Here is a 23,068-nt window from a genome sequence, read left to right on the forward strand (position 1 = left end):
GGGATGTTTTTTTGATAAAATTACTGATTGGAAAGGACCAATAGTTCTAAATCTTTGTAAGGTAGGTTGTACATGTTTGCTAGGTCTTTGTTCGTTAAATGACCTTGATAGCAATACAAACCATCCCTAATTCCTGGCTTACTCCAAACCATATTCATTAGTCCGCCCATATCGCCTATATCAACCAGGATTGGGGCGAAAATGTTCGTTAGGGCGTAAGATGCTGTACGAGGTACGCGGGAAGCAATATTTGGCACACAATAGTGAATTACATCGTGTTTTACAAAAACCGGGTCTTTGTGGTTGGTCACTTCTGAGGTTTCGAAACAACCGCCTTGGTCTATGCTCACGTCAACCACTACAGAATGTGGTTTCATTCTAGCCACGGTTTCTTCCATTACTACGCAGGGGCTACGGCCATGGTCGGAACGGATAGCGCCAATAACAACATCACAAGTAGTAATAGCCTTTGCTAGTACAATTGGCTGCATTACAGATGTGAAAACTCTGCTGCCTAAGTTATTTTGTAAGCGTCTGAGCTTGAAAATAGAACTGTCGAAAACCTTAACCTCTGCACCTAAAGAAAGCGCTGTTCTAGCGGCATATTCTCCAACCGTACCCGCTCCTAAAATCACGATTTCAGTCGGTGGAACGCCTGTAAAACCGCCTAACATTAAACCTTTACCGCCAAATGCACTGCTTAAATATTCTGCAGCAATAAAAATGGAGGTTGCACCAACAATTTCGCTCATGGCACGTACAACCGTAAGCACGTTGCCTTCATCACGGATGTTTTCGAAACAAAGCGCATTGATTTTTTTGGCCAGCAAAGCTTTGAGGACGTCTGCTTTCAGCGTACCAATTTGAAGAGCTGAAATTAGTGTCTGCCCTTTGTGCATTAAGCCAATTTCTTCAATGGTTGGTGGCGCTATTTTCACAATCACATCGGCAGCCCAAACATCTTTTTTATTGAAGGATATTTGTGCACCCTGTTCACTGTAATCTTTGTCGCTAAAATTGGCACCGTCACCAGCGCCGCTTTCCAACATCACTTTGTGCCCGTTATTAACTAGCAGCGCAACAGATAGCGGCGTTAAAGCAATCCTACACTCCTGGTAAGACATCTCTTTAGGAATTCCAATAAATAAGCTGTTGCTTTTCTTTCCAGTTTCTAGCATTGCTTCCTGGGTTTGTAACAACCCTCTTTGAGCAATGGCAGCCATTTCATCGCGTAGTCCTGTAGCCATTATTTATGGTGTAGTTTAAACCTTGAAGATACGAAATTTAGTTCTATACCGATATATAAATTGTATTTAGGTTTTTCCTCATCGATTATTTTAGTTAAAGACAGTCGCAAGGAATTGTTTTCTTTTACTATCATTGTCATTACAAAAATATACAATGAAAAACCTAAATATCATCTATTTGCTCTTCCTCGTTGGTCTATCTTTCAAAGCCAAGTCCCAAATTAAAATTGTCGATTCATTAACCAAACAACCAATTGTAGGAGCAACCATTTCCATAATTGATGAAAGCCCAATCAAAATTACGGATCAATACGGAAATTTTGATTTTCAAGATTTAGGCTTAGATGACAATAGATGGATCGCCATTAGCTCGCTAGGATATTCAAAACTAGTGCTTCAGGTTAAAAAGGCCAAAATTAGTGACACCTTACGTTTAAAGCCTGCGATTTATCAGTTAAATGAAGTGAGCATCAGTACGAAAAAGTACAGCAAACATTTAGTTGGCGGTGGCATGACCTTATTGCACGGCGATAATCATTGGGGAGGTTATGGGTATGAAGAAGCTAGGTTTTTCCCCAACGATTATAAAAAAGACAGTAAAATTCTAGCGGTACAATATTTTGTGGTTACCAAGCAACCATTTCAAAAAAAGACTAAGGTTGATTTGAATAACGCATTTGGTGTTGGCATTTATGAAGCCAATGCCGATGGAAGTCCGGGAAAGCCATTGTTAACAGAAGAAATTTTGGTAAAAGCCGAGAAACACGCCAAATGGGTAACTGTAAACCTAGAACAGTATAATCTGCCGATGCCAAAGTATGGCTTTGTAGTAGGCTTCAAAATATTTCCTGCATCCTTTTATGGTGAAAAAAATGGTTTTGTTAAGGTTGAAGATTTTGTTGCCCCTCTGCTTGCCATTAAAACATATATCAAAAAAAGTGAAGACTCATGGCACCGAAGTTTGTTTAAACATCACAAATGGACAAAAGAAACTCATTCACATTTTGGCATACGAGCTATGGTTGCAGAAGCAAAATAACCGATATAAAGCTTTGGTAATCTTACGTTGAAACTTTTACGAATTCAAACAACCGCTGCTCATTGCCAGTAACGGTTATTTCAACTTTGATGTAAGCTTCTGGAAGTAATTCTTCTATTTTTGATGGCCATTCTACGAGGCAGTAATTTCCGCTGTAAAAATATTCCTCGTAGCCAATATCGTAAGCCTCTTGTTGGTTTTTCAACCTATAAAAATCGAAATGATAAATCGGGCCATCGGTACTTTCATATTCATTAACAATAGAAAAAGTTGGGCTGCTTACTACATCTTCAACTCCTAAAGCTTCGCAAAGCGATTTGATGAAAGTGGTTTTGCCTGCCGCCATGTCACCTTCAAAAATGAAAAACTTTTGTCCTTCTGCAAAGGCCAATAATTCTTTTGCAACGTGAGGTAATTCAGCTGTGCTATTAATAGAGATGGATTTCATTTACACAAAGATATAGCTTAAGCACATAGATACATAGTTCTGCTATTGAAATTCTATGTGACTATGTGCTCATCATTTACTTAGATCCGTAAGTTACAATAGGGATAATCATTTCTTCCATTGAAATACCGCCGTGCTGGAAAGTCTCATTGTAGTAATTCACAAACTGGTTGTAGTTGTTTTGATAAACGAAATACTGATCTTCCTTTGCAAAAATATAGTTAGAGCTGATATTTACCTTTGGCAATTTCGCATCATGAGGATTTTTAATTAAAAATACTTCTTTCGGATTGAAATTGAGGTTTTTACCTTGTTTGTAGCGGAGGTTGGTATTTGTGCTTCTGTCACCAATTACTTTACTAGGATTTTTTACCCTAATGGTTCCGTGGTCTGTTGTAATAATTAGTTTTATACGTTGTTGCGATAATTTTTTAATTAAATCCAACAGTGGAGAGTGCTCAAACCAAGATAAGGTTAGCGAACGGTAGGCCGCATCGTCATTTGCCAGCTCTCTAATCATCTGCATATCGGTTCTGGCGTGAGAAAGCATATCCACAAAATTGAAAACAATGGCATTAAACTCGTTGTGCATCAAATTATTCACTTGGTCTAGCAAATCTTTCCCCTGATCGAAAGTGAGGATTTTATTGTAGCTGAACTTACAATCTTTTCTTAAGCTGCGCTTGATTTGTTCACCCAAAAATGTTTCTTCATGCAAATTTTTTCCACCTTCATCATCATCATTTTGCCATAGCGATGGAAAACGCTTTTCCATATCAAGCGGTGTTAAGCCTGAGAAAATCGCATTTCTAGCGTATTGTGTTGCTGTGGGTAAAATACTCGAATAGGTATCTTCTTCTTCTAAACGGAAATACTCAGAAATTAGAGGATTAATGATTTTCCATTGGTCGTATCTTAAGTTATCAATTAAGATAAAGAATACCGGTGTGGTATCATTAATTAGCGGGAACACTTTTTTCTTAATCAATTCGTGAGAAAAAAGAGGTGCATCACTACTGCCATTGATCCAGTCTAGGTAATTGTTTTCAACAAATTTTGAATAGAGCATGTTGGCTTCCGATTTTTGCATGGTTAAAATCTCATGCATTTGCGGATCATCCAATTTTTCAAGTTCTAGCTCCCAAAAAACAAGTTTCTTATAAACATCTACCCAATCATCATAACTTAATTTGTCGTTTAGGGTCATCCCTATATTTCTAAAATCTTGTTGATAGGCCGATGAAGTTTTCTCGCTTACTAGACGCTTGTTATCAATCAGTTTTTTGATGGTCAGTAACACCTGCTTCGGGTTTACCGGCTTAATCAAGTAGTCATCTATTTTAGAGCCAATAGCATCTTCCATCAGATTTTCCTCTTCACTTTTAGTGATCAATACCACTGGAACATCAGAACGTATATTTTTAATGGCAGAGAGCGTTTCTAAGCCTGTGAGGCCGGGCATATTTTCGTCTAAAAAAACTAAATCGAAATGTTCTTTCCCAAAAGCCTCAAGCGCATCATTACCGTTTGTAAAAGTGCTAACAGCGTAGCCTTTTTCGTTCAATAATAAAATATGAGGTTTTAGTAAGTTAATTTCGTCATCGGCCCATAATATCTTCGTTTCCTGCATTTTATATCGTTTTTGTGTAATTTAAGAGATTTAAAAGCGCTTAGCTTTTCTACTGTCGATAAAATTAGCAATTTTTGTACCGCATATACTTTTTTTAACCCTTTTTAAGATTTGAACAAAAAGAAAATCATTAACGATCCGGTTTACGGCTTCATCACCATACCAACAGAACTTGTTTTCGACCTTATCTCGCATCGTTATTTCCAGCGTTTAAGGTACATTAAACAGTTGGCTATGACCCACATTGTTTATCCGGGGGCGCTGAACACAAGATTTCACCACGCTTTGGGGGCAATGCACTTAATGAGTTTGGCCCTTGAGGTTTTAAAAAACAAAGGCCATGAGATTAGTGCAGAGGAAGAAGAAGCTGCGACCATCGCAATTTTACTGCATGATATTGGTCATGGGCCATTTTCTCACGCTTTAGAGCATACTTTAGCGCAAGGCATAAAGCACGAGGATATTTCTTTGCTGATGATGGACAAGCTAAACGAAGAGTTTGGCGGCAGACTAACCACAGCAATCAACATCTTTAAAGGAAAGTATCATAGGAAATTCTTTTGTCAGCTCATTTCGGGGCAGGTAGATTTAGATAGGATGGACTACCTCAATCGCGATAGCTTTTATACGGGCGTAAGCGAAGGTGTAATCAGTTTTGATCGTATCATCAAGATGTTCAACATTGTTGATGACCAATTGGTAGTAGAAGAAAAAGGAATTTATTCTGTAGAAAAATTTTTGATTGCCCGTAGGTTAATGTACTGGCAGGTTTATTTGCATAAAACCGTTATCGCTGGCGAGCAACTTTTGGTGAAAATTTTGGAACGTGCGAAAGAGCTAACTTTGGAAGGCGTTACACTTTTCGCTACACCGGCCTTGCAGCATTTTTTGGTTGATAACGTAAACTCAGCGAATTTCTTTGAGGAAGAAATCCATTTGCAACAGTTCTCTAAGCTAGACGATCAGGATATTTACGCTTCTGTAAAAGTTTGGGCAGATGCCGAAGATGTAATTTTGTCTAAGCTGTGCAAAATGTTGAATGCAAGAAAGCTGTATAAAGTAGAAATCAGTAATGAAGCACCAGATCCGCAACGCGTAGAACGAATTGCTTTTCAAACTGCTGTTGCATTAAATATCGATGACGAAGACCTTTCTTATTTTGTATTCACAGATACCATTACTAACAGAGCATACAATGCCGAAAGCAGCAATATCAATATATTAATGAAAAACGGCACATTGTCTGACATTGCAAAAGCATCAGATTTATCTAATTTAGAATCGTTAGATAAGACCGTTAAAAAGCACATACTGTGCTACGTTAGAGATATTTAAGCTTTTTTAACAAAATATTGATACAAAATTGCCGTTACTTCGTCTTACAATTACTAAGTATTGATAATTTGTTCATATCGATTTAACATTTAACTTTGTAACATGCAATTTACTGCCAAGCAGATAGGCGAATTTTTAAACGGAACAATAGAAGGCGATGAAAACGCTCAAGTAGGTACGCTTTCTAAGATAGAGGATGGCGCTGCTGGCTCGCTTTGCTTTTTATCAAACCCTAAGTATGAGAACTTTTTGTATCAGACAGATGCGTCTATAGTAATCGTTTCACAAGATTTTGTGCCAACACAGCCGGTTAAAAGCACTTTGGTAAAAGTGAAGGATCCTTATAGTGCCTTTACTATTCTGTTAGATAAATACAATGAAGTAATTAATGGCAGTTCAAAAGAGGTTGGGATACACAACTCGTCTTACGTACATCCTTCTGCAAAGATAGGGCAGAATGTTTATGTTGGCCCGTTTTGCTGCGTAGAAGAAAACGTTGAGATAAGCGATAATACTAGAATATATGCACAAAGCTATATTGGAGCAAACAGTATCATTGGCAGTGCTTGTACTTTGTATCCTGGTGTAAAACTTTATAAACATACCGTTGTAGGAAATAGGGTTACCGTTCATTCAAATACTGTAATTGGTAGTGATGGCTTTGGCTTTGCTCCGCAAACGGATGGGTCTTACAATAAAATCCCTCAAATAGGCAATGTAGTAATAGAAGACGACGTTGAGATAGGGGCCAATACTGCCATTGATAGGGCTACAATGGGCTCTACCTACGTACGTAAAGGTGTAAAATTAGATAACCTGATACAGATTGCACACAATGTAGATGTTGGTGCAAATACTGTAGTTGCCGCTCAATCGGGTATTTCGGGCAGTACTAAACTTGGCGATAATTCGGTAATTGGAGGTCAGGTTGGTATTGCAGGGCACTTAACACTTGGCAACAGAACACAAGTTGGTGCCCAAGCAGGTATAAATTTTAATACAGAAGAAAATAAACAATGGCACGGAAGTCCGGCCCAACCTTTAAAAGATTGGATGCGCTCAACCGTGATATTCAAAAAGTTGCCAGAAGTAGATAAAAGGGTAAGAGAGTTAGAAGCTAAAATAGCAGCGCTTACTGCTACTTTAGAGAAAATGACAACAACACAAACACAATAATGAACGTTAAGCAAAGAACTATTAAGGGCGAAATCTCAGTTAAAGGAGTTGGATTACACACCGGAGCAAACGTAACTTTAACTTTTAGCCCAGCACCAGAAAATCACGGATTTAAATTTCAACGCGTTGATTTGCCTGGCGAACCAATTATAGATGCTGACTGCGATAATGTGACCGATACAGCCAGAGGAACTACAATTTCACAAAACGGCGCAAGTGTGAGCACAGTAGAGCATGTAATGGCAGCTTTGGTTGGGATGGATTTGGATAACGTTTTGATGAAGGTAGATGGTCCTGAAACTCCTATTATGGATGGAAGTTCTATCAAATTCATTGATGCTTTAGAACAAGTAGGTGTTGCTTTGCAAAATGCTGATAGAGAATATTTTACTATCCCTCATAATATTATTTATACAGAGCCAGAGAGAAGTGTAGAGATTGTTGCGATGCCGCTAGACGATTATCGTTTTACCTGCATGATTGACTATAATTCTCCTGTGTTGGGAAGCCAACATGCCGGAATTACCACTATTGGCGAATTTAAAAAAGAAATTGCTTCTTGTAGAACTTTCTGTTTCTTGCACGAATTAGAGTACCAATTACAACACAATCTTATTAAAGGTGGCGATTTAAATAACGCTATTGTAATTGTAGATAAAGAAGTAACTAAAGAAGAGCTTCAGCATTTGGCTAAAATCTTTAATCGCGAAGAAATTGATGTTGCTCCGCAAGGTATTTTAAATAATATGGAGTTACGCTACCAGAACGAGCCTGCCCGTCATAAACTATTAGATATGATTGGCGATTTGGCTTTGGTTGGTATGCACCTGAAAGGCCATATCATGGCTGCAAGACCTGGTCATGCTGCAAATGTGGCATTCGCTAAGAAGATTAAAGCAGCAATTAAGAAGGAAAAGGGAAAGAAAAAGGTTAACGTTTACGATGTGAATGCAAAACCATTGTATGATGTGGTAGATATCATGAAAATTTTACCTCACAGACAACCTTTTTTGTTTGTAGATAAAGTACTTGAATTAAGCAAAACTCACGTAGTTGGTGTTAAAAACGTAACCATGAACGAGGAGTTTTTTAAAGGACATTTTCCCGGAGCACCGGTATTTCCTGGCGTTATTCAAATTGAAGCAATGGCACAAACAGGAGGTATTTTAGTACTCAGCACGGTTCCAGACCCCGAAAATTACCTTACTTACTTTCTTAAGATAGATAATGTGCGCTTTAGGGCTCAGGTACTGCCAGGAGATACTATTGTGTTTAGGTGCGATTTAATGGAGCCTATTAGAAGGGGTATTGCACAAATGAAAGGCGTTGGTATGGTTGGCGACAAAGTTGTTGTTGAAGCCGAAATGATGGCGCAAATTGTAAAAGTAAAAGATAGCGAGACTACAAAATGATACAACCCTTAGCATATATACATCCGCAGGCTAAAATTGCGGATAACGTAGTGGTAGAGCCTTTTGCGGTAATACATAAAGATGTAGAGATTGGCGAAGGCACTTGGATTGGGTCCAATGTGGTGATTATGGATGGTGCTCGTATTGGTAAAAACTGCCGTATATTTCCAGGTTCGGTAATTTCTGGTGTGCCACAAGATCTAAAATTTGCCGGAGAGGTAACCACTGCCGAAATTGGCGACAACACAACTATCCGCGAATGCGTTACCATTAACAGAGGAACAAAAGATAAATGGAAAACAGTGGTTGGCAGCAATTGCTTGATCCAAGCGTACTCGCACATTGCTCATGATTGCCACATAGGCAACCACTGTATTTTTTCTAATAGTACCACCTTGGCAGGCCATATTACCATTGGTGATTATGTGGTTTTAGCAGGTTTAGTTGCTATACACCAGTTTGTAAAAGTAGGTTCGCACGCTTTTGTAACAGGTGGTTCGTTAGTACGTAAAGATGTGCCTCCTTATGTTAAGGCGGCAAGAGAACCACTTTCTTATGTAGGAATCAACTCTGTAGGTTTGCGCAGAAGAGGGTTTTCTTCAGATCAAATTAATGAAATTCAAGAGATTTATCGTGTACTTTTCGTGAAGAACAACAACGTAACCAAAGCGCTTGATGTGATCGAAGCGGAGTTTCAGCCAACAGAAATTCGGGATGAGATTGTTGATTTTATTCGTAACTCGAATAGAGGCGTAATGAGAGGCTTTGGCTCTGGCAGCTAATTGCTATACAACCAACATGGCTACAATATTGTAGCTCATGCTAGCTTCATCACCTTTTAAAAAACCTTTATCCTGATGAAAATTATCCTTGAGAATTTAGGTAGAAGATTTAATAAAGAGTGGATATTTAGGGATATCAACTATGTTTTTTCTAAAGGACAACAATATGCCGTGCTTGGACCAAATGGGTCAGGAAAATCAACTCTGTTAAGTGTTTTGCTGGGCAACCTCACACCTTCTGAAGGTAAGCTTACCTATAAAGATGAAAAAGAAATCCTTCCTGAAAACATCTTCAATTCCATTAGTCTTGCTGCGCCCTATTTAGATTTGATAGAGGAGTTTACTTTGCAAGAAACGATAAACTTCCATTTCAAATTTAAAGATTACCAAGAAGGCTTTAATGCTGCTGCAGTTTTAGATTTACTTGCACTGAGCAAAGCTGAAGACAAGCCGTTGAAATATTTCTCATCGGGAATGAAGCAAAGAACAAAGCTGGCCTTGGCTTTTTGTACAAATTCGCCTATCTTGGTTTTAGACGAACCCACATCAAACTTAGATACCCAGGGCACGGAATGGTATCTAAATCTAGTTGAGAAATTTACAAAAGATAGATTGGTTTTAGTAGGCTCAAATCAGTCTTACGAGTACGATTTTTGTAAATTTCAGCTAAATATATCAGACTATAAAAAGTAAAATTAATATGATAAATGTGCCAAAATATAGGTTTAAACCTGTTAAAAGCGCATCTAAAAAATATTTTTAAATTGCTATTGTGTAATTAAAAAATAGTGTATACCTTTGCGCCACGAAATAAGGGCGAATATTTACCCTAAAATTTCAAAAAAATGGCAAAAGCATCTGACATTAAAAATGGCAACATTCTACGTTTTAACGGAGAATTGATACAGGTTGAAGAGTTTATTCACCGTACGCCAGGAAACTTAAGAGCTTTCTATCAAGCCAAAATGCGTAACGTAAAAACCGGCAAACTGGTAGAGTATCGTTTTCGTGTTGATGAAGAGGTAGAAATTTGCCGCGTAGAGACCAATAATTATCAGTATTTGTACGAAGATGGTACTTACTTGGTGATTATGGACAACAATACTTACGAACAATACAACGTGCCTAAGTTTTTATTTGGTGATGGTGTAAAGTTCTTAAAAGAAGGGATGACAGTAATTGTTGCTTTCGAAAGTGAAGAACCAATTATGGCGCAAATGCCCGAAAAAGTAGAGTTGGAAATTACCTACACTGAGCCTGCAGTAAAAGGCAACACTTCAACAAGTGCGTTAAAATATGCTACTGTTGAAACTGGAGTTGAAATACGCGTGCCCATGTTTATTAACCAAGGCGATAAAGTTAAGGTTGATACCAGAACAGGCGATTACGTAGAAAGAGTAAAATAAATTTTCATAGTTTAGTTTTAGGTTTAGGTTGATTGTGGCTTCGGAGTGGTTCCCGAAGCCATCTTTTTTTGTACTAAATTTTAAAAATTGTTTTTTACCTTGCGGCGTCAAAAAATAAAAGTACTTATTAGATAAAATTGTAATGGCAAAGGCATCAGAAATAAAAACAGGCAACATTCTTCGAGTAAACAACGAATTGGTTACTGTTGATGAGTGGAACCACCGCACACCGGGCAAAGGAGGCGCATTCTATACTGGAAAGTTCCGTAACATTAAAACAGGTAGAATTGTAGAAGCCCGTATGAATACCGACGAAGCGGTAGAAATCTGTCGTGTAGAGACAAATGATTACCAATATTTATACGAAGAAGGAGATTCTTTAGTAGTAATGAACAACGAAAGCTACGAACAATTTAATGTAGAAAAGGCACTGTTTGGTAATGCTATCAAGTTTTTAAAGGAAGGAATGAGTGTGTTGGTTTCTATGGAAAGCGACGAGCCAATAATGGCGCAATTACCCAACTTCGCTGAATTTGAAATCACTTACTCAGAGCCAGCAGTTAAAGGCGACACTTCTACCAACGCATTAAAAGCCGCAACGCTTGAAAATGGCGTAGAGGTAAAAGTTCCTTTGTTTGTAAACCAAGGTGATAAAATTAAAGTAGACACGCGTACTGGCGAGTATGTAGAGCGTGTAAAATAGTGTCAGGATTTAAGGATTTTTAGATTTTCAGGATTTATTTTCTTTTATCTTTAATAAAATTGATGGCTTTGGATAGATTTCCAAGGCCATTTTTTATAACTTAGCACTAAACGTTGTCATTCAGAGCGTCGCGAAGAATCTAATAAACTCCCAGATGTGGCAGAAAAATCAACCCTCAGAAAACAAGCATTAGCACAAAGAAAGGCATTACCTGACGACGAGTTTTTGGTGATGAACCAATTGCTGTTGGCACAGTTTAAAACCTTAGATTTCACGGACATTACGAGTATCCACGTTTTTCTGCCCATCGTAAAAAAGCGTGAGCCAGACACCTATTTAATGATTGATTGGTTGCAGGAAAATCGTCCCCATATCCACATTGTAGTTTCAAGGGCAAATTTTGAAGATCATTCTATGAGCCATCATCCTTTTAGTAAAGAAGATTTGAAGGTAAACTCCTATCACATTCCAGAGCCTCAAACTACGGTGCTTTTTGAAGGTAAAATTGATATGGTTTTGGTGCCCTTGCTGGCTTTTGATAAGAGGGGTTACCGAGTTGGCTATGGCAAAGGTTTTTATGATAGATTTTTATCAGGAATTGAAACATTGAAGGTTGGCGTTTCGCTTTTTGAAGTTGAGAAAGAAGCTATTTCGGATGTGCACGAGGATGATGTTCGTTTGGATTTGTGTATTACGCCTATGCAAGTTTATCGGTTATAATTACTCTTGGATATAATTTTTATACCTTTGAATTTATTTCAAATAACAATTATGGAAAAGGACTTTAGAATTACTACTGCGAAGCAATACGAAGAAACCATGATTGCGATGTTTGAATTACAGGAACAAGAAGAGCCTTTAACCGCAAAAGAGTTAGCCGATATCGAAATTATGGCCAAGGCTGCCCAACGTTACGAAGACGAGGAGCTGTAATTTGTTTTCCCGCAGATTTTCACAGATTGAACCGCAGATTTAAGATGATGCGAGATTTGCGTTATCTGCGTAAAAAATCAGCGGTTATCAGCGGGAAGATTATTTTTAATAAAATCACTAATCAAATAAGCAATCGTTTTGCCTATAGTGTCATCTTTTCTGCCATCATTTAATTGATAAGCACCTTCACAAATGTGTAGGTAAGAAAATTTGTTCTGTAGCTGCAAAACTAACTTTCTTACTTCGTTTAAGCTAAAACCACTTGATGTAGCAGCGCTAGATAAGATACTTGCCATACAATCTAAATCAATTTCTAAGCCTAAAGGCGATTTTACGTCTTTTAAGAGGTTTTTCGCTTCGTTCAAGATGTCTTTGTGTTCGTTCAGTAAATCGTCGAAATAAACAGCTTTAATGCTTTCGTTTTGGGAGATAAAGTCTAACTGGGCTTCACTCACATAGCTTTGGTGCAATCCGAAGATGCGGTACTGGTTTAAATAGCCGTCTTTAATAGCTGTGCTAAACCCATTTCCACTGTGTCTTCCTTCTTCTGGGGTGCGTAGATCTGTGTGTGCATCGATATTGAGCACATTAACTTTGGTTTGCAGGGCTAATGAAGCTCCCTTAATTATAGGATAACAGTTGTTGTGCCCGCCGCCAATTACGATAGGTATTTTTCCAGCCTCAACTATTTTTTGAATGATGGGGAAAATCAGATCATCAATTTCTGCAACAGCCTTTCTGAGGATAGTAACGTCGCTTGTGTTATTTTCTGGTATATCAAATTCGCCGAGCACTAAAACATCTTCCCCTTTTAGAAAAGCATTTTCTTGTACGTTAAGGAACGATTTTAAAGCAAGTTTCCAAGCGGTATGTGCCCCGCCAACACCATAGTTTGCTCTAACACCGATATCTTCTGGAATGCCTAAAAGGACGAATTTGGCAGAAGTTTGTGATAGGTCGGCAGTTTGGGGAATTGTTTGTGCCCTTTCGCCAAGCTTGGTTTCCCCGTCACGTTTGTTTACGAGGTTTAAAATATCGCCCTGCGAAAAAACTTTGAAGCTAGCCATGGTAAATCTCTCCGTTTAAAATTACCGTTTCTATTTGGCTTTGACCGAAACTATAAGGCAAATAAGCTAATGAAGTCATTGGGTGGGTAATAAATAAGTTTGCCTTTTTGCCAATGGCGATACTGCCCATTTCGTTGCTCATTTCCATTGCTGCGGCGCCATTTAGTGTTGCAGCATTAATGGATTGTTCGGGTGTCATTTTTAGTTTGATACAGCCCAAGGACACCACAAAATTCATGTTTCCCGATGGGGTAGAACCAGGATTGTAATCGCTGGCCAAAGCTACAATGGCATTGTTGTTTATTAAATCTTTGGCATTGGCAAATGGGATGTTGATGTAAAACGAGCAAGACGGCAAGAGCGTTGCGATGGTATCGCTATTGCTTAGTGCTTCTAAAACCTCCTCGTCGGTTTCTTCTAAATGGTCTACCGAAATAGCCTGATGAGCAATGCCTGTTTGGACAGCTCCAGAACTAGATAACTGGTTGGCGTGGATTTTCGGTTTCAATCCATAAGTAGCTGCTGCGGATAAAATTTGTGCAGTTTCTTCGTTAGAGAAAAAGCCTTTTTCGCAGAAAACATCAACATAATCGGCTAAATTTTCTGCAGCAACTTTCGGTATAAGTTCGTTAATAATTAAATTGATATAAGCTTGGTGGTTGTTTTTGAACTCGGTGGGGTAAGCATGTGCTGCCAACAAACTAGCTTTAATAGGAATTGGAAATTTGGCTTTTAAGCGTTCGATAACCCGAAGCATTTTCAACTCGCTTTCTACCGTTAATCCATAACCACTTTTAATTTCTACAGCGCCAGTGCCTTGTTTAATCATGTCTTTTAGACGGCTGCTTGCACTTTCAAAAAGTTCATCTTCAGTTGTTTTTTGAAGCTTATTTGCCGAGTTTAAAATGCCTCCTCCGGCTGCTGCAATTTCTTCGTAAGTTTTACCAGCAATTTTCAAAGCAAATTCTTCTTCACGAGGTGCCGCAAAAACAATGTGGGTATGGCTATCGCACCAAGAAGGGAAAACGAAGCGGTCTTCTGCCGAGATTTGAGATTTGAGATTTGAGATTTGAGACGGGATTTTGCTCATCAAACCAAAATCCTTAATTAGGCCATTTTCCAACAATAGCCAAGCATTTTCTAAAATAGGCAATTGGTTTAATTCGCTGCCGCGAAGAAAGAGTTTTTCTTTCGGATGTACACCGACTAGGGCTTTGATATTGGTGATTAGCATCGGTTAATTGTTTAAACTGTAGAATTGGTTAACTGTTGCAGGGCGATTAAACGATTTCAACAGTTAACCGATTAACCTTTTATTGTAGTTCCAATAAAATTGGGCAGTGGTCGCTATGCAATGCATCTGGTAGAATGCGTACATTTTTTAACCTGTTTTCCATTTCTTTTGTAGATAAGTGATAATCGATACGCCAGCCCAAGTTCTTGCCTCTTGCACCTGCACGATAGCTCCACCAAGTGTAATGGTGTGGGTCTTGGTTAAAATGACGGAATGTATCTATAAATCCATTGTTGATGAAAAGTTCCATCCATTCGCGTTCTTCGGGTAAAAAACCTGATGAATTAGCGTTAGATTTTGGGTTATGAATATCAATTGCTTTGTGGCAAATATTATAATCTCCAGAGATGATTAGGTTTGGATAGCTTTTTCTAAGTTCGCCAATGTAACTGTCAAAAAACTTCATGAACTCGTATTTTTTTACCTGTCTTTCGTCGCCACTAGAACCTGATGGAAGGTAGACGCTCATTAGCGAGAAATCTTCAAAATCGGCCCTTAAAATTCTGCCTTCAGCATCAATCCAAGGTTCGCCACAACCGAACTCTACGTGCTTTGGCAAAACTTTCGTAAAAATTGCCACACCACTGTAGCCTTTTTTCTCTGCCGGAAACCAATAGTGATGGTAACCTAAGTGTTCAATCAAAGCTAAAATATCAGGAATTTGTTCTTTTAGTGCTTTTACTTCTTGTAGGCAAACCATGTCGGCATCGGTAGCTTGTAGCCAGGTAAACAAGCCTTTGGTTGCTGCGGCACGAATGCCATTTACGTTGTATGATATGATTTTCATTTGTGATGCTATGATTTAATGGCTTTAGCCATTTCTTTTTGCGCTTTTTTCAATTCTTTCTCCAATCTTCTCACTTCCCGTTTTTTCAACACCGTCACGGTCATTTTTACATCTTCTTTTGGGCGGTTTGCCGTACCAGTTTCTACGCTGGCTATGCTATCAACCATCTCTAAACCTTTTACTACTTCGCCGTAAGCGGTGTAGCTCCTATCTAAATGTGGCGTGCCGCCAATGGTTTTGTAAACTTCACGTTGGTTAGCAGGAATTTTATGTTGCAAACGGTTTTTTTCAACATTGTTCAACTGCTCATCTGTAAAAACTTTGCCCTGTACCAAATAAAATTGGCTTCCGCTAGATGCCTTTTCTGGGTTATTATCTCTAGCTGCGGCTAAAACTCCCTTTTTGTGGAAAATGCTGTCTCTAAACTCTGCAGGAACGGTATAGCCTGGGCCGCCGTTACCCAACATTGCTTCCGGTGTAGCGTTTTTCGAATCAGGATCTCCACCTTGTATCATGAAATCTTTAATCACCCTGTGAAAAATAGTACCATTATAAAAACCTTCTTTTGCTAGTTTGAGGAAGTTATCACGATGTAGTGGTGTTTCATTGTATAGCCTAACAATACATTCTCCTTTGGATGTTGCAATTTTAATATATTGATATTTTGGTTTTGCGGCGTATGCAAAACTGCAGCAAAATAAGAGGCAAATTAATAGAAGTTTTTTCATGACGAATTGATTTTCCGCTAAGTTATTTAGAAAACCTTAAAAATGAAACCACATAGATACATAGTTACGATTAGTTCGAAAGTAGTCCAGTAACATCTATGTTTCTATGTGTTAAAAAGCAGAAAATGTCTGCCTAAAGTTGAAATATCATCTCCGGTTTTAAGCACAACAAATAATTGGCTACCTTAGTAACCGATGAAGCTTTACATTAAAAATATGGTATGCGACCGCTGCAAAATGGCAGTTGAAGATGTTTTTAATAAACAAGGCTTATATCCCTCCAATGTAGTTTTAGGAGAAGTAAACCTGCAAGAAGCTAACTTAACAATCTCGAAATATCAAGATATTAGGGCAGCATTGGAAAACTTAGGCTTTGAATTGCTAGAAGACAAGAAAAAAGCTATTGTTACACAAATCAAAGCTGTCATTGTGGAGTTGGCACATTACAGCAAAGAGCCTCTAAAAGTAAATCTTTCCGAATATTTAAGTGCCAAACTGTCGACCGATTACGCTTCGTTAAGTACGACTTTCTCATCAGAAGAAAATAATACGATTGAGCATTATTATATCCAACAAAAAATTGAAAAAGCCAAGGAGTTGTTAAGCTATGGCGAGTTGACCTTAAGTGAAATTGCTTTTCAATTGAACTACAGTAGCGTTGCACATTTGTCGGCGCAGTTTAAAAAAGAAGCTGGATTAACACCATCGCAATTTAAGCAAGATTTGAAACGCCAGACGCTAGATAAAATTTAGTTTCCCGCAGATTTTCGCTGATGAAATCCGCAGATTGAAGGGGATTTTTAACCAATCTTTAATTCGGAACATTCTTAAAAACGTCAATTCTCTCTTAAATCTGCGCCTAAAATCCGTGTAAATCTGTGGGGAAAATACCAACCGAACAACTTTCCTTTCTTAACATACATCAACCTTTTGCGCTATTTGCTGTTGTAACTTTGTGTTCAAATAGTTGAGACCAAATTCCTCACATTTAAAAATTCAAAAGACATGAAAAGATTATTCTTATTTTTATTAGCAACGAGCTTAAGCATAGCAACGTTTGCCCAAACAAAGTGGACAGTAGATCCAATGCACTCTTTTGTTAACTTCTCCGTTAAACATTCGGGTATTTCATTTGTAGATGGAAATTTCAAGAAGTTTGAAGGAGGTTTTATTTCATCTAAAGCTGATTTCTCTGATGCTAAGATTAGTTTTACGGCAGATGCGGCTAGTATTAATACCGGCGTTGATCAAAGAGATAACCACTTAAAGTCTGATGACTTCTTTAATGCAGAGAAATTTCCTAAGCTAGCTTTCGAAAGCACTTCCTTCAAAAAAATTAAAGGTAATACTTATGCTTTAGCTGGTAAACTGACCATCCGCGATGTAACGAAAAATGTTGTTTTTACTGTTGTTTTTGGTGGTACGGCTAAAGATCAACAAGGCAATACCAAAGCGGGGTTTTTGGCGACTACAAAAATTAACCGTTTAGATTATAACGTAAAATATGACCCAACTGGTGCTGGCATTGCTAAAGACGTAAACATTACGTTGAATTTGCAGTTTGCGCAAGCAAAGTAAAAGCATTTCCCGCAGATTTTCGCAGAAAACAACGCAGATTTCACGGATTTAAACATCTGGTTTATCTGCGGAAAAATCAGCGAAAATCTGCGGGTAAAACTTAACAAAATGAACACACTAAGTCAATTCAAGAATTTTACTTCCAATCTATCACAGAGTGATGTGATGCCAGCTTTATTTATGGGTCACGGCTCGCCAATGAACGGCATCGAAGTAAACGAGTTTAGCAAAGGTTGGGCAAATATGGCGAAGTCAATTCCTCAACCAACTGCAGTTTTGGTAGTTTCTGCACATTGGTTTACTAATGGAACCAAAATAACTGCAATGGATTTTCCGCCAACTATTCATGATTTTGGTGGTTTTCCGCAGGCATTGTTCGATGTTCAGTATCCAGCACCTGGAAATCCAGCGTTAGCTGAAGAAACAAAAAACCTAATTACTAAGGCCCATGTAGAACTAGACCACGATTGGGGTTTAGACCACGGTGCGTGGACGGTAGTTAGACATATGTATCCAAATGCAGAAATTCCGGTTTTGCAGTTGAGTATCGACTATACTAAGGGTGCACAATATCATTACGATTTGGCAAAGGAACTATCCGCTTTGCGCAAAAAGGGTGTATTGATTTTAGGTAGCGGAAATATGGTACACAACCTGCGTATGGTTAGTTGGGAAATGATTAACGGTGGCGGTTACGATTGGGCGCATGAAGCCAGCGAAAAATTCAAGTCGGCAATTTTGAATAAAGACCATCATTCGCTCATTAATTTTGAGCAAATGGGAAGTGATGTAAGATTGGCTATTCCAACACCAGAACATTATCTACCACTAATGTACATTTTAGGTTTGCAGAGCGATAAAGAAGAAGCTTTGTTGTTTAATGATAAGGCGGTTGGAGGTTCGTTGACGATGACTTCTGTGAAAGTCGCATAGCCGTTATCCTTTATTAGCTCTAATTCTGCTAAGCGAAACCTGCGTGATGCCCAAGTAAGAGGCGATATTTCCTAGTGACACCCTTTGCAAGATAGAAGGAGATTGTTCCACTAAATCGCGGTAACGTTCTGTCGCGGTTTTAAATTGCAGGCTCATGAAACGCTCTTCGGTTTTGACGAGTTCTTGTTCTGCAAACTTACGGCCCCAATTTGCTAAGTGAATGTTTTGACGGAACAGAGTTTGCAACACATTACCCGAAATTCTGTAAAGTACGCAGCTCTCTAATACCTCGATGCTTTCGTAGCCGGGTTTGTCTTTAAAGAAACTGAGGTAGGAAAGTATGATATCGCCTTCTTCGCCAAACCAAATTGTAGTTTGCCCTTTAGCTGCATCTACATAAGCTCTGGCAATTCCCTTTTCGATGAAATAAATATAGCGCTCAATTTTACCTGCGTTTACCAAGATTCTTCCTTTTTTAACAGAAATTTGTTCAAATTGAGCTAAAAGCAATTCTTTTTCTGCTGCGGGCAACAGAAAAATTTCATCTATCTTATTGGATATAACGGTCAACGGCTGAGATTTTAAAGCACAATTTAATTTTTTTATGTGAATAGTGTAACCTAATTTTTTTTGCTGTTGTCATAATTCACAGAACACGGTTCGTAACAATTGAATATTTAACAAAAAATTATAAAAACCATGAGTGGAGAATTAGTAGCCATCACAATGTTTGTTGGCGCATTTGCATTAGTTTTTGGCATCAGATACCTTATCAATAAAGAAAAGATGGCCATGATTGAAAGAGGGATTGACCCAGGGGTGAAAAAATCGACACCTAAACCTTTTATAAGCCTAAAATTTGGCTTGTTGATGGTGGGGATAGGCTTGGGTTTATTGGTATCGTTATTTACTGTGAGAGGTTTATTCGGAAATGATATGACCAATGCAGAGGAAGGCCAGGCGGTAGCAGTTTATTTTGGAAGCATCTTTATTTTTGGCGGCTTGGGCCTAATCAGCTCTTATGTGATAGAGAAGAAGTGGCTTGATCAGCAGGGGTAAACCTAAAAAACCTATAAGGTTTTAAAACCTCGGGTTAGGTTTAATTTATGGCATTTAAACTTACGAAGTTTCAAAAACTTCGTAAGTTTTCTATGTAGCGCTATTTCTTCTTCCGTTTTACGGCCTTCAAAAACTGAATCAAAACCGCTTCGTCGTTTTTTAACGCTTTCTTTTCGTCTTTTTCTGTAATGGCGATTTTTTTCAAATAACGCTGTAAATTGCCCACTTCAAAAGCTTCCAATAGGATAGGGTACACGTAAGCACTCTTGCAAACCGCACGGGTATTACCCAATTTAGCAGCTACGCAATCTAAGGCGGCAACCACCAGTTTTTTCGAAGACATCTCTGGGTTTTCGTTGGTACAAACGGCCAGCTGACGCATCGCTTCTAAAGTTCCGCCCCAAGTGCGAAAGTCTTTTGCAGTGAAATCATCTTCAGTTATTTCTCTAATGTATTGGTTAATCATTCCGGAGTCTACCGCTTTGCGTTCATTATCGCTAGTGTAAAACTGGAATAAATCTTGTCCCGGCATGTCTTTGCATTTTTTTACCATTTTGGCCAAACTTTTATTGGTCAATTGTATCTCTTGCTTAACACCTTTTTTGCCTACAAAGCACAGCGTCGCCGTATGGCCTTTTTCTTTAAAGTGTTTGTCTTTCAAAGTACTTAAGCCATAACTGTTATAGCTTTTTTCGTAAATAGAACTGCCAATTCTAATGAGTGTTTCTTGCAAAACTTTCACACAAATGGCCAAAACCTTACGTTCGTCGAAGTTTCTGCGCTTCAAATCTTTTTCTACTTGCTTACGGGCTTTTGGCAGTGCCTTTCCAAATTCTAACAAACGGAAATATTTATGGTCCGAGCGCCTATTTACCCATTCGGGATGGTAGCGATATTGTTTTCTGCCAGCTACGTCTGTCCCGATGGCCTGCAGGTAGCCATTCTTTTTGGGAGCAATCCACACGTTGGTCCAAGCTGGAGGCAACACCAACTTTTTGATGCGTTCTAGTGCTGCTTCATCGGTAATTTTGGTGCCTTTGTGATCTTCGTACTTGAACTTTCCGGGTTCTCCTTTTCGGTAAATACCACCCTTTTCCGGGCTTACAAAAACTAAAGAACTGTTGTTGATGATATCAGCTGTGCTTACCATGATTTTATATTTATGGCAACAACAACGATAATGCAGAAATGGTTTGATTTGAGGTTTAAGAAGAAAGATTGCTTCTCCGAATTGTCGGAGCAGGCTGTTGTTCCTCTTCGATAAATCGGAGTAAACTATCGCAATGACGGAAAAATGGTTAAACTCCTAAATTTGCGGCTTCGGCAGAATAGCTACAGTTAACCTACTTACACAGTTCATCTTACCTTTATCGGTATATAGTTTAATTTCCCAAAGATGTGTTTTACCGCCAATGTGTAGCGGTTTGCAAATTCCTTTTACAAATCCAGAACTTACTGGCCGGATGTGATTAGCGTTTACTTCTAGACCTACGGCAATGTACTTATCAGGATTGATGCACATATAGGAAGCGATACTTCCTAAAGTTTCTGCAAGCACCACCGAAGCACCGCCATGCAAAATTCCCGCAGGCTGATGCGTACGTTCATCTACTGGCATGGTTGCCACCAAGTAATCATCGCCAACTTCGGTAAATTCTATTCCCAATAAAGCACCAATGTGGTTTTTAGGGCGACTGTTGAGCATTTCGGGAGTAAATTCTTTAAACCAAATCATAAATTAAGTCGTAAAAACCACGGACACACAGATTTATTTCTAAATATCTGTACATCTGTGGCTAGTTTAAATATCGTTCAATAATCACATTTTTGTGGTGCATCACATGGCCGGCCAAGATAAAAACCAATGCCCTAACTGAAATTGGATTGCCATTGGCGATGCCAGATCTATCTAATTCTTCGTCGTTAAGCGAGCTGAGCAGGTACATATTCGATTTTCTCAGCAATACAAATTCTTCGCACAGGCTTACTAAGCTTCTATCCTTAAAATGTGCATTAGTAACATAATCGTCTTCGTTAAAACCAGGCAAAGCCGATTTTTCTGCTCTTGCAAAACTAGTTAAACGAAAAACCATGATACGTTCTGTATCGATGATATGCCCAAACATCTCTTTGATGGTCCATTTTCCTGGAGCGTAGGCATAATCTGCTTTATCAACATGTTGCTGTACAAAAGCAGCGAAATTTTCGGCTTGCGTTTCCAAAATCTGCAACACATCACCGTCAACTAGGTCGATATAGCCTTTATACCACTGAGGGTAATCCTGTATTTGTGGTGGGTTCATAAGTAATGCTACTTTTTAAAATAATCCTGAAGGTAGTGCCTTTTCCCAATTCCGAATCTTTAACAAAGATTTGGCCCCGATGATAGTTTTCTACAATCCTTTTAGTTAAAGTTAAACCTAAGCCCCAACCTCTTTTTCTAGTGGTGTATCCAGGTTGAAAAACAGTATCAAATTTAGAGCGTGGAATGCCTTTTCCGGTATCGGTTACATCAATCAAAACCTCTTCTTTAGCTAAATTTTCAATAATATTGATGGTGATAGTACCATCGTTATCTATGGCGTTTACTGCGTTTTTCAGTAAGTTTTCAATCACCCAATCAAAAAGTGGTGCCGAAAGCATTGCCCTTACTTGCATATCTCCAGTAATTACAAAGTTGATTTTGTCTGATGCACGAACTTTGAAATACTGCACAAAATTATTGATGATCACATGAACCACATGGTCTTCCAATATTGGCATCGAACCAATTTTAGAGAAGCGATCTGCAATAATCTCCAATCGTTGAATATCGTTTTCCATTTCGGCAACCAGCGGATCATTTTCCGCATCAAATCGAGACTTAATGAGTTCTACCCAAGCCATTAGCGAAGATATTGGTGTACCCAACTGATGGGCAGTTTCTTTGGCCATACCCACAAATTCCTGATCTCGTTCGGCTCTTCTTGCCGCACTAAAACCAACGTAAGCGGTAATTAAGAAAAGAGCAATTACACCTAGCTGAATGTAAGGGAAAAATCTCAACTGTGTTAAAATGCTAGAATCTTTGTAATAGGCAATGAGTTCTTCGTCGTTAATGCCTTTCATTTTTGCTGGCTGATGCTGTTCTTTCATCTTGCTCAGCTGTCTTGCGAAATAAACCGAATCGTATTGCTTAGTTTTATTATCGGGATAGAGCGTTTTATTAGTGTCTAAACCATCCCATAAATAAATGGAGCCATCCATCTTGGTAATGATAACATCCATTTTGTTGTTCTTTTTGATAGTTTCGAAAACTTCAGATAGTTGTTCGTTATCATACATTTTCATCCGCTGTTCGGCAACTTTAATCCAAAGTAAGAATTGCGTTGCTTCTTCGCGTTCCATCTTCTTCACGAAAAAATCAGAATAAAAAACTGACGCTGCGCCAATAAGTGCGGCAAACATCAATAAAAACAATTTCCAACGCTTTTTTTTCTGATACGGATTCATGCTTTGCCAAATTACAATA

Annotated in this window: 26 protein-coding genes; 14 read left to right on the top strand and 12 right to left on the bottom strand. The window is 38.6% G+C overall.

Features of this window, described 5'->3' with window-relative positions:
- Positions 1-20: 20 nt before the first annotated feature.
- Positions 21-1,247, bottom strand: coding sequence for an alanine dehydrogenase (locus tag REI64_RS09780; RefSeq protein WP_308849930.1), 1,227 nt, complete (start codon positions 1,245-1,247; stop codon positions 21-23).
- A gap of 154 nt (positions 1,248-1,401) precedes the next feature.
- On the opposite strand from REI64_RS09780, the gene REI64_RS09785 reads away from it, so the two are divergent.
- The gene (locus tag REI64_RS09785; protein ID WP_308849931.1) at positions 1,402-2,286 is read left to right on the top strand and encodes a carboxypeptidase-like regulatory domain-containing protein; all 885 of its coding nucleotides are present in this window, start codon (positions 1,402-1,404) and stop codon (positions 2,284-2,286) included.
- 22 nt (positions 2,287-2,308) lie between these two features.
- Here the strand turns inward: REI64_RS09785 and tsaE are convergent, their stop codons facing one another.
- Entirely contained in the window at positions 2,309-2,734 is a 426-nt protein-coding gene (gene tsaE / locus REI64_RS09790; RefSeq protein WP_308849932.1) for a tRNA (adenosine(37)-N6)-threonylcarbamoyltransferase complex ATPase subunit type 1 TsaE, read from the bottom strand.
- Between the two features lie 76 nt (positions 2,735-2,810).
- Entirely contained in the window at positions 2,811-4,364 is a 1,554-nt protein-coding gene (locus REI64_RS09795; protein WP_308849933.1) for a bifunctional response regulator/alkaline phosphatase family protein, read from the bottom strand.
- A 111-nt stretch (positions 4,365-4,475) separates the two neighbouring features.
- On the opposite strand from REI64_RS09795, the gene REI64_RS09800 reads away from it, so the two are divergent.
- The 9 genes from REI64_RS09800 (at position 4,476) to REI64_RS09840 (ending at position 12,111) form a co-directional block, all read left to right on the top strand.
- Positions 4,476-5,699, top strand: a complete 1,224-nt coding sequence (locus REI64_RS09800) for an HD domain-containing protein (RefSeq protein WP_308849934.1) — start codon at positions 4,476-4,478, stop codon at positions 5,697-5,699.
- A gap of 102 nt (positions 5,700-5,801) precedes the next feature.
- Complete coding sequence (gene lpxD, locus REI64_RS09805; RefSeq protein ID WP_308849935.1) at positions 5,802-6,875, top strand: UDP-3-O-(3-hydroxymyristoyl)glucosamine N-acyltransferase; 1,074 nt, start codon at positions 5,802-5,804, stop codon at positions 6,873-6,875.
- On the top strand, positions 6,875-8,287 hold the full coding sequence (locus tag REI64_RS09810; protein WP_308849936.1) for a bifunctional UDP-3-O-[3-hydroxymyristoyl] N-acetylglucosamine deacetylase/3-hydroxyacyl-ACP dehydratase: 1,413 nt from the start codon (positions 6,875-6,877) through the stop codon (positions 8,285-8,287). The genes lpxD and REI64_RS09810 overlap by 1 nt, the downstream gene beginning before the upstream one ends.
- Positions 8,284-9,069 carry an acyl-ACP--UDP-N-acetylglucosamine O-acyltransferase gene (gene lpxA, locus REI64_RS09815; RefSeq protein ID WP_308849937.1) on the top strand — a complete coding sequence of 262 codons (786 nt, stop codon included), beginning with the start codon at positions 8,284-8,286 and terminating at the stop codon, positions 9,067-9,069. Before REI64_RS09810 ends, lpxA begins: the two co-directional genes overlap by 4 nt.
- 75 nt (positions 9,070-9,144) lie before the next feature.
- A complete protein-coding gene (locus tag REI64_RS09820; protein WP_308849938.1) occupies positions 9,145-9,762 on the top strand; it encodes an ATP-binding cassette domain-containing protein in 618 nt (205 codons plus the stop codon).
- 152 nt (positions 9,763-9,914) lie between these two features.
- Positions 9,915-10,475 carry an elongation factor P gene (efp, locus tag REI64_RS09825; protein ID WP_308849939.1) on the top strand — a complete coding sequence of 187 codons (561 nt, stop codon included), beginning with the start codon at positions 9,915-9,917 and terminating at the stop codon, positions 10,473-10,475.
- A gap of 142 nt (positions 10,476-10,617) precedes the next feature.
- A complete protein-coding gene (efp, locus tag REI64_RS09830; protein WP_308849940.1) occupies positions 10,618-11,178 on the top strand; it encodes an elongation factor P in 561 nt (186 codons plus the stop codon).
- A gap of 156 nt (positions 11,179-11,334) precedes the next feature.
- The gene (locus REI64_RS09835; protein ID WP_308849941.1) at positions 11,335-11,898 is read left to right on the top strand and encodes a 5-formyltetrahydrofolate cyclo-ligase; all 564 of its coding nucleotides are present in this window, start codon (positions 11,335-11,337) and stop codon (positions 11,896-11,898) included.
- Between the two features lie 51 nt (positions 11,899-11,949).
- Positions 11,950-12,111 carry a hypothetical protein gene (locus tag REI64_RS09840; protein ID WP_308849942.1) on the top strand — a complete coding sequence of 54 codons (162 nt, stop codon included), beginning with the start codon at positions 11,950-11,952 and terminating at the stop codon, positions 12,109-12,111.
- A gap of 77 nt (positions 12,112-12,188) precedes the next feature.
- On the opposite strand, the gene REI64_RS09845 is transcribed toward REI64_RS09840, so the two are convergent.
- From REI64_RS09845 to REI64_RS09860, 4 genes are all read right to left on the bottom strand, one after another.
- Positions 12,189-13,178, bottom strand: coding sequence for a formimidoylglutamase (locus tag REI64_RS09845; protein ID WP_308849943.1), 990 nt, complete (start codon positions 13,176-13,178; stop codon positions 12,189-12,191).
- Positions 13,171-14,412: an imidazolonepropionase gene (gene hutI / locus REI64_RS09850; RefSeq protein ID WP_308849944.1), complete on the bottom strand. Its 1,242-nt coding sequence runs from the start codon at positions 14,410-14,412 to the stop codon at positions 13,171-13,173. Before hutI ends, REI64_RS09845 begins: the two co-directional genes overlap by 8 nt.
- Before the next feature lie 79 nt (positions 14,413-14,491).
- A complete protein-coding gene (locus tag REI64_RS09855; protein ID WP_308849945.1) occupies positions 14,492-15,259 on the bottom strand; it encodes an exodeoxyribonuclease III in 768 nt (255 codons plus the stop codon).
- Between the two features lie 8 nt (positions 15,260-15,267).
- Positions 15,268-15,987: a peptidylprolyl isomerase gene (locus REI64_RS09860; protein WP_308849946.1), complete on the bottom strand. Its 720-nt coding sequence runs from the start codon at positions 15,985-15,987 to the stop codon at positions 15,268-15,270.
- Positions 15,988-16,182: 195 nt separating this feature from the next.
- Between REI64_RS09860 and REI64_RS09865 the strand changes: the two genes are divergently transcribed.
- The 3 genes from REI64_RS09865 to ygiD all read left to right on the top strand — a co-directional run bounded on the left by REI64_RS09865 (position 16,183) and on the right by ygiD (position 18,498).
- Positions 16,183-16,740 carry an AraC family transcriptional regulator gene (locus REI64_RS09865; RefSeq protein WP_308849947.1) on the top strand — a complete coding sequence of 186 codons (558 nt, stop codon included), beginning with the start codon at positions 16,183-16,185 and terminating at the stop codon, positions 16,738-16,740.
- A 252-nt stretch (positions 16,741-16,992) separates the two neighbouring features.
- Positions 16,993-17,565, top strand: a complete 573-nt coding sequence (locus REI64_RS09870; RefSeq protein WP_308849948.1) for a YceI family protein — start codon at positions 16,993-16,995, stop codon at positions 17,563-17,565.
- A 108-nt stretch (positions 17,566-17,673) separates the two neighbouring features.
- Entirely contained in the window at positions 17,674-18,498 is an 825-nt protein-coding gene (gene ygiD / locus REI64_RS09875) for a 4,5-DOPA dioxygenase extradiol (RefSeq protein ID WP_308849949.1), read from the top strand.
- 3 nt (positions 18,499-18,501) lie between these two features.
- On the opposite strand, the gene REI64_RS09880 is transcribed toward ygiD, so the two are convergent.
- On the bottom strand, positions 18,502-19,068 hold the full coding sequence (locus REI64_RS09880) for a Crp/Fnr family transcriptional regulator (protein ID WP_308849950.1): 567 nt from the start codon (positions 19,066-19,068) through the stop codon (positions 18,502-18,504).
- A 129-nt stretch (positions 19,069-19,197) separates the two neighbouring features.
- On the opposite strand from REI64_RS09880, the gene REI64_RS09885 reads away from it, so the two are divergent.
- Positions 19,198-19,557: a DUF6249 domain-containing protein gene (locus tag REI64_RS09885; RefSeq protein ID WP_308849951.1), complete on the top strand. Its 360-nt coding sequence runs from the start codon at positions 19,198-19,200 to the stop codon at positions 19,555-19,557.
- Between the two features lie 100 nt (positions 19,558-19,657).
- On the opposite strand, the gene REI64_RS09890 is transcribed toward REI64_RS09885, so the two are convergent.
- The 4 genes from REI64_RS09890 to REI64_RS09905 form a co-directional block, all read right to left on the bottom strand.
- Positions 19,658-20,707, bottom strand: coding sequence for a DNA topoisomerase IB (locus REI64_RS09890; RefSeq protein ID WP_308849952.1), 1,050 nt, complete (start codon positions 20,705-20,707; stop codon positions 19,658-19,660).
- 156 nt (positions 20,708-20,863) lie between these two features.
- Positions 20,864-21,292: a hotdog fold thioesterase gene (locus REI64_RS09895; RefSeq protein WP_308849953.1), complete on the bottom strand. Its 429-nt coding sequence runs from the start codon at positions 21,290-21,292 to the stop codon at positions 20,864-20,866.
- A 61-nt stretch (positions 21,293-21,353) separates the two neighbouring features.
- Positions 21,354-21,860, bottom strand: a complete 507-nt coding sequence (locus REI64_RS09900) for a DinB family protein (protein WP_308849954.1) — start codon at positions 21,858-21,860, stop codon at positions 21,354-21,356.
- On the bottom strand, positions 21,820-23,049 hold the full coding sequence (locus REI64_RS09905) for a HAMP domain-containing sensor histidine kinase (RefSeq protein ID WP_308849955.1): 1,230 nt from the start codon (positions 23,047-23,049) through the stop codon (positions 21,820-21,822). Before REI64_RS09905 ends, REI64_RS09900 begins: the two co-directional genes overlap by 41 nt.
- Between the last annotated feature and the right edge of the window lie 19 nt (positions 23,050-23,068).

The organism is Pedobacter sp., from assembly GCF_031119335.1.
In the GTDB taxonomy this organism is placed as follows: Bacteria; Bacteroidota; Bacteroidia; order Sphingobacteriales; family Sphingobacteriaceae; genus Pedobacter.